At 70.4% G+C, this 6,692-nt stretch carries 6 protein-coding genes and 1 riboswitch; all 6 genes read left to right on the forward strand.

Annotated features, from left to right (window positions below; genetic code table 11):
* The first annotated feature begins 12 nt into the window (after positions 1 to 12).
* Positions 13 to 124: riboswitch (TPP riboswitch) on the forward strand.
* The 6 genes from thiO (at position 122) to NLI01S_RS18815 (ending at position 6,687) form a co-directional block, all read left to right on the forward strand.
* The gene (thiO, locus tag NLI01S_RS18790; RefSeq protein ID WP_067606427.1) at positions 122 to 1,324 is read left to right on the forward strand and encodes a glycine oxidase ThiO; all 1,203 of its coding nucleotides are present in this window, start codon (positions 122 to 124) and stop codon (positions 1,322 to 1,324) included. (Overlaps the previous riboswitch by 3 nt.)
* A 26-nt stretch (positions 1,325 to 1,350) precedes the next feature.
* Positions 1,351 to 1,563, forward strand: a complete 213-nt coding sequence (gene thiS / locus NLI01S_RS18795; protein ID WP_190318520.1) for a sulfur carrier protein ThiS — start codon at positions 1,351 to 1,353, stop codon at positions 1,561 to 1,563.
* Positions 1,564 to 1,566: 3 nt separating this feature from the next.
* Positions 1,567 to 2,364, forward strand: a complete 798-nt coding sequence (locus NLI01S_RS18800; protein ID WP_067606416.1) for a thiazole synthase — start codon at positions 1,567 to 1,569, stop codon at positions 2,362 to 2,364.
* Between the two features lie 364 nt (positions 2,365 to 2,728).
* Positions 2,729 to 4,681, forward strand: a complete 1,953-nt coding sequence (gene pknB / locus NLI01S_RS18805) for a Stk1 family PASTA domain-containing Ser/Thr kinase (RefSeq protein WP_067606417.1) — start codon at positions 2,729 to 2,731, stop codon at positions 4,679 to 4,681.
* 128 nt (positions 4,682 to 4,809) lie between these two features.
* Positions 4,810 to 5,475 (forward strand): response regulator, encoded by a 666-nt coding sequence (locus NLI01S_RS18810; protein ID WP_067606419.1) that lies wholly within the window; start codon positions 4,810 to 4,812, stop codon positions 5,473 to 5,475.
* A gap of 186 nt (positions 5,476 to 5,661) precedes the next feature.
* The gene (locus tag NLI01S_RS18815) at positions 5,662 to 6,687 is read left to right on the forward strand and encodes a 6-phosphofructokinase (RefSeq protein WP_067606421.1); all 1,026 of its coding nucleotides are present in this window, start codon (positions 5,662 to 5,664) and stop codon (positions 6,685 to 6,687) included.
* Positions 6,688 to 6,692: the final 5 nt, after the last annotated feature.

Raw genomic sequence — 6,692 nt, forward strand, 5'->3', positions numbered from 1 at the left:
GGGAAACGAACAGACATGTCCCGCGGGAGCCGGGTGGACCCGGCTGAGAGGGAGACCGAACAGTCTCCGACCGCACGAACCTGATCCGGATCATGCCGGCGAAGGGAGGGGAGCGCGCACCATGCGCGACTTCGAGGATTCCCACTACGGGGCCGGTTCCCACACCGATGGCGTGGTCGTTGTCGGTGGCGGCGTCATCGGGAGGGTCGTCGCCTGGCGGGCGGCCCGACACGGTCTGGACGTCACCCTGGTCGAACCCGATCCCGTCACCGAACCCGCCGACGCGCGTTCCTCCTCCGTCGTCGCGGCGGGCATGCTCACGCCCGCCACCGAGGCGGTCTTCGGTGAGGAGGAACTCATGGGACTCGGCGTCCGCTCCGCGCGGATGTACGACTCCTTCGTCGCCGAGGTGGAGGCGGACTCCGACCTGTCGGTGGGTCACCATCGCACCGGAACGCTCCTGGTCGCCTTCGACCGGGACGACCTGGCCGTCCTCGACGAACTCCATGACCTGCAACGACGTCTGGGCATCGCCACCGAGCGGCTGAACAGTCGAGAGTGCCGCCGGTTGGAACCCCACCTGGCCCCTTCGGTGCGGGGCGGGGTACTGGCCCCCGAGGATCACTCCGTCGACCCTCGCCGCCTGCTGCCGGCCCTGGCCCGGGCCGCCGAGCGCGCGGGCGCGCGCGAGGTGGCCGGGTCCGTGACCGAGGTCTCCTCTCCCGGCCCCGACGGGGCCCGACTGGGAGTACACCTGTCCGACGGCACCGTTCTGCCGACCCACCAGGTCGTCCTCGCCGCGGGTTGCCTGAGCGGCCGGATCATCCTGCCCGCGCCGGTGCTGCCGCCGATCCGGCCGGTCAAGGGACAGCTGTTGCGCGCCCGGGTACGCGAGGGTGAACCCCCGCTCGTGGAGCGGACGGTGCGCGGCCTGGTCCGCGGCTTCCCGGTCTACCTGGTGCCCCGCGCCGACGGCGAGGTCGTCGTGGGCGCCACCCAGGAGGAATCGGGGTACGACACCGCCCTGACCGCGGGCGGGCTCTGGCAAGTCCTGCGGGACGCGCGTGAACTCGTCCCCGGGGTCACCGAACTGGAGATCACCGAGACCTGCGTGGGTCTGCGCCCCGGGTCCCCCGACAATCGACCCCTGCTGGGCCCCACCCGGGTGCCGGGTCTGCACCTTGCCGTGGGCCACTTCCGACACGGGGTGCTGTTGGCCCCCGTGACCGGAGAGGTCATGGTGCGGGCGCTCACGACCGGGGCCCTGCCCGAATACGCGCATGGATTCGCCGCCGACCGGCCGTTGTCCGGTGGCGGCGCGTGAGACGAGTCGACGACATGGGAGTGACTGTGGAACTGATCATCAACGGCGAGAGTCGCCAGAGCACGGCCACCACGGTCGAGGCGGTCGTACGCGACCTCACCTCGGCCGGCGACGGTGCGATCCCCGGCGGGATCGCGGTGGCGATCAACGACGAGGTGGTGCGGCGCACCGCGTGGGCCGACACGGACCTGGCCCCGGGCGACCGCGTGGACGTCCTGACCGCCGTACAGGGAGGCTGAACCATGACCGACACCCTCGACACCCGCCCCGACGTCGACACCGTCGAGGACCCCGTGGTCATCGCCGGTGTCCCCTTCGGTTCCCGCCTCATCACCGGGACCGGCGGCGCGCCCTCCCTGGATGTGCTGGAAGAGGCCCTGTTGGCCTCGGGGACGGAGCTGACCACCGTGGCCATGCGCCGGGTCGCCCCGGGCACACAGGGATCGGTGTGGGACGTCCTGTCCCGCAACGGCATCCGCCCGCTGCCCAACACCGCGGGCTGCTTCACCGCCGTGGAGGCCGTGCGCACCGCCCGGCTGGGGCGCGAGGCCTTGGAGACCGACTGGGTGAAGCTGGAGGTCGTCGCCGACGAACACACGCTGCTTCCCGACCCGGTGGAGCTGTTGGAGGCCGCGGAGACACTCGTGGACGACGGTTTCACGGTGCTGCCCTACACCAACGACGACCCGGTCCTGGCCCGACGTCTGGAGCAGCTCGGCTGCGCCGCCGTCATGCCGCTGGCCGCTCCGATCGGTTCCGGCCTGGGCATCCGCAACCCGCACAACCTGGAGCTGATCGTCGAACAGGCCGGCGTGCCGGTCATCGTCGACGCCGGCATCGGCACCGCCAGCGACGCGGCCCTGGCCATGGAACTGGGGTGCGACGCGGTGTTGTTGGCCACTGCCGTGACCCGTGCGCAGGACCCGGTCCTGATGGCGCGTGCCATGCGCGACGCGGTTCGGGCCGGCCGAGGCGCCCGCCGTGCCGGGCGCATCCCGATCCGACGACACGCCCTGGCCTCCAGCCCCGACGTGGTCTGAGCGAAGTACCACCCGCCCCGCCCGGCCGGGATCCGTGTCCGGGCAGGTCGGAGCGGTCGTCTCGGCCTTCGGTCAAGAGTCGACCGGTGCGGCGCCAAGCGAAGGTTTGGTGTCGTCCCCTACCTTGGATGGAATGTGCGTGCCGTGAGAGGGCACCGCACCCACCGAGACAGCCCAGGCGCGCGCACCCCCCGAGCGCACACGGACGGCCCGTGTGTCGCATGGTGCGGGGCCGCCGCGACCATGAACCGCGGGGCAGAACCGACTCCGGATTCCGCTATCGTGTCGGTTCGACATCTGGTGTCGGGTACGCGCCATCGGCCGCGATCTCCCGCGCTCCCCGCAGCAAGGACACAACTCCGCCGTGGACATGACGACTTCCGACCCGCTTGTAGGCGCGACGCTGGACCGTCGCTACTTCGTCGAGTCCAGGATCGCCGGTGGTGGTATGGCGACGGTCTACGTCGCCCACGACCTCAGGCTGGACCGCAGACTCGCCCTGAAGGTCATGCACCCGTCCCTGGCCCAGGACCCCTCCTTCGTCCAGCGATTCATCAACGAGGCGCACTCCGTCGCCAAGCTCTCGCACCCCAACGTGGTCCAGGTCTTCGACCAGGGCGAGGACCAGGGACACGTGTTCCTGGCCATGGAATACGTACCGGGACGCACTCTGCGCGACCTGCTCAAGGAGCGCGGTCGGCTTCCCTCCCGTCAGGCGCTGAACTTCATGGCCCCGGTGCTGGCCGCCCTGGGCGCCGCCCACCAGGCCGGCATGGTGCACCGTGACGTCAAACCCGAGAACGTCCTCATCACCGAGGACGGTCGTGTCAAGGTCGCCGACTTCGGTCTGGCGCGCGCGGTCGAGCAGTCCAACCAGGGACTGACCCGCACCGGAACCCTGATGGGGACCGCCGCCTACCTGGCACCCGAACAGATCGAGAAGGGCGTCGCCGACGCCCGCAGCGACGTCTACGCCGCGGGCATCATGTTCTACGAATTGCTCACCGGCGGTCAGCCGCACACCGGTGAGACCCCCATCGCCATCGCCTACCAGCACGTGAACGAGGACGTGCCGAGGCCTTCGCACTTCTTGCCGGGGCTCTCGCCCGATGTGGACGCCCTGGTCACCAAGGCCACCGAGCGCGACCCCAGGTATCGGCCCGGCAACGCCGGTCAGTACCTGGCCAAGGTGCTGGAGGTCCTGAGCACTCTGCCCGAGTCGCCCTCGGGCGCCCAGGAGCGCATGGCCCCGGTCGCGCCCACCGGCGCGGCGGGCGTCACCATGACCGCGCCCCAGCTGATCGCGGGCGGCGCGGGACCGGGTACCGAGAACGCCACCATGGTCGTCGACATGGACGCCGCCGCCGACTACGACGACTACGGCCCGGACGACGAGGGCGGCTCCTGGTTCTCGCGCAATCGCCTGCCGGCGGTGGGCGCGGCCGCCATGGCGCTGCTCATGGGCGTGGTCGGCTGGTGGTTCCTGCTGGGCCGCTACGAACCCGTCCCCGACGTGGTCGGCGCCACGCCCGAGGTCGCCCGGGACGAGATCCGGTCGGCCGGACTGATCTACGACCTGTCCGAGGACCAGGTCTACAGCGATGTCGCCGTGGGCGAGGTGGGTTCCACCGACCCCGAGGTGGGCGAGCGGCTCTCCCCCGGCGACCCGGTGACCGTGTACGTCTCCAAGGGGCCGCAGGAGGTGGAGATGCCCGACATCGCCGGGCAGAACATCGCCGACGCCCTCAAGGACCTGGAGGACCTGGGCTTCGTCGCCGACCGGATCGAGCAGGAGGAGGTCGAGTCGCCCGATGACGATCCGGGGCAGGTCATCTCCAGCGAACCCGAGGCGGGGGCGACCGCCGATCGTGAGGAGACGGTGACGCTCACCGTCAGCAAGGGCATCCCCGTGCCGAGCCTGGCCGGTGAGGAACGCGCGGACGCCGAGTCCACCCTGGAGGAGCTGGGCCTGACGGTCGAGATCGTCGAGGAGGACAGCGAGAACGTCAAGGAGGGGCAGGTCATCGACCAGACCCCCGACACCGGCACCAACGTGGGCCCCGGGTCCACCGTCACCCTGACCGTGTCCACCGGCCCGCCGGACGTGGAGATCCCCGACGTGCTCGGCGAGAAGATCAAGGACGCCCGCGAGACCCTGGAGGACGCCGGCTTCAAGGTCGAGGTGAAGCGCATCCTGGGCGGCCGTACCATCGGTCACCAGTCGCACTCCGGTGAGGCCCCGGAGGGCACCGAGATCACGATCACGGCGACCCCCGGCGGTGTGGTCATCGACGAGGACGACGAAGACGACGACTGACCGCCGGGGTGGGTCCACCATCGCCGGGAGGGGCGGGGAGCGCGCGCTCCCCGCCCCTTCTTCCGGTGTTCGGACCGAGGCGGCCGGCCCGCTGTGCTCACGGGCCCGCTCCCGCTACGCTCGGCGGCATGGACGGCGAGAACATCCGGGTACTGGTGGTCGACGACCACCCCATGTGGCTCGACGCGGTCGCCCGAGACCTCGGTGAGGCGGGGATGACGGTCGTGGGCACCGCGGGCGACGGCGCCAAGGCGATGCGCATCGCACCCGCGGCCCGTCCCACCTTGGCGGTGGTGGACCTGCACCTGCCCGACACCACCGGGGTGGAGCTCACCGCCGCACTGGTCGCCCTGCCCGAACCCCCGAGGGTGCTGGTGCTGTCCGCGAGCGGGGAGAGCGAGGACGTCCTGGCCGCGGTCAAGGCCGGCGCCACGGGCTATCTCGTGAAGTCGGCCGGGCGCGAGGAACTCCTGGACGCGGTGCGCCGTGTCGATGCCGGGGACGCGGTCTACACCCCCGGGTTGGCCGGTCTGGTCCTCGGCGAGTACCGCAGACTGTCGAGCGAACACGATCGTTCACGGGAGGAGGACGACGGCACGCCGCGGCTCACGCCCCGCGAGACCGAGGTGTTGCGTCTGGTGGCCAAGGGGCTGGCCTACAAGCAGATCGCGCGGCGGCTGACCATCTCCCACCGCACGGTGCAGAACCACGTGCAGAACACCCTGACCAAACTACAGCTCCACAACCGCGTGGAGCTGGTGCGTTACGCCATTGACCAGGGGCTGGACGACTGAGCACGCCCCGGTCGGTTCCCACCGTCCGGGGCGTCCGGCTCTTTCGGACATCATCTGTCCCTGATAGGCCGTGGATTTCGGAAAGGCCATCACCCTCCGGGGTTGGCCCGGACTCCCCGCTCCCACTATGGTCTAGACCATATGGTGCCGAGCACCAGAACACATCCAACGTCGAGGAGAAGTCGAATGCGAGTCGGGGTCCTGACCGGTGGCGGAGACTGCCCTGGTCTGAACGCTGTCATCCGCGCCGTGGTCCGTAAGGGCATCAAGGACTACGGCTACGAGTTCATCGGCTTCCGGGACGGCTGGCGTGGGCCCTTGGAGGGCGACACCATGCCGCTGGACGTCAGCGCCGTGCGCGGCATCCTGCCCCGCGGCGGGACCATCCTGGGCTCCTCGCGCACCAACCTGATGAAGATCGAGGGCGGCGTCGAGCGCGTCAAGGACAACATGGCGGGGCTGGGCGTGGACGCCCTCATCGCCATCGGCGGCGAGGACACCCTCGGGGTGGCGCGTCAGCTGCACGACCGCGGCGTCAACGTCGTGGGCGTTCCCAAGACCATCGACAACGACCTCAACGCCACGGACTACACGTTCGGGTTCGACACCGCCGTCAACATCGCCACGGAGGCGATCGACCGGCTGCACACCACCGCCGAGTCCCACCACCGCGCCCTGGTGGTGGAGGTCATGGGTCGGCACGCCGGGTGGATCGCCCTGCACTCGGGCATGGCGGCGGGCGCCAACGTCATCCTCATCCCCGAGCGGCCCTTCGACATGGAGGAGGTCGTCAAGCACGTCCAGAGCCGTTTCGAGACGCAGTACGCCCCCATACTCGTGGTCGCCGAGGGTGCTCACCCCAAGGAAGGCCAGATGGAGCTCGCCACCGGCGAGAAGGACTCCTTCGGGCACGTGCGCCTGGGCGGCATCGGCCAGAACCTGGCCGAGGAGATCGAGCGGCGCACCGGCAAGGAGGCCCGTTCGGTGGTGCTGGGCCACATCCAGCGCGGCGGTACCCCCAGCGCCTTCGACCGGGTACTCGCCACCCGTCTGGGTGTGAACGCCATCGAGTCCGTGCACGACAAGGCCTTCGGCAAGATGGTGGGCCTCCAGGGCACCGACATCGTCCGAGTGGACCTGGCCGAGGCCACCGACACGCTCAAGACGGTCCCGGCCGAGCGTTTCGAGGAGGCCGAGGTCTTCTTCGGCTGATGCTC

The sequence above is a fragment of the Nocardiopsis listeri NBRC 13360 genome, assembly GCF_001570765.1.
In the GTDB taxonomy this organism is placed as follows: domain Bacteria; phylum Actinomycetota; class Actinomycetes; order Streptosporangiales; family Streptosporangiaceae; genus Nocardiopsis; species Nocardiopsis listeri.

What these genes read in the sequence shown, in the direction of transcription:
- NLI01S_RS18815 (WP_067606421.1), top strand. Translation starts at nt 5,662, where the DNA reads ATGCGAGTCGGGGTCCTGACCGGTGGCGGAGACTGCCCTGGTCTGAAC.
- thiO (WP_067606427.1), top strand. Translation starts at nt 122, where the DNA reads ATGCGCGACTTCGAGGATTCCCACTACGGGGCCGGTTCCCACACCGAT.
- NLI01S_RS18810 (WP_067606419.1), top strand. Translation starts at nt 4,810, where the DNA reads ATGGACGGCGAGAACATCCGGGTACTGGTGGTCGACGACCACCCCATG.
- NLI01S_RS18800 (WP_067606416.1), top strand. Translation starts at nt 1,567, where the DNA reads ATGACCGACACCCTCGACACCCGCCCCGACGTCGACACCGTCGAGGAC.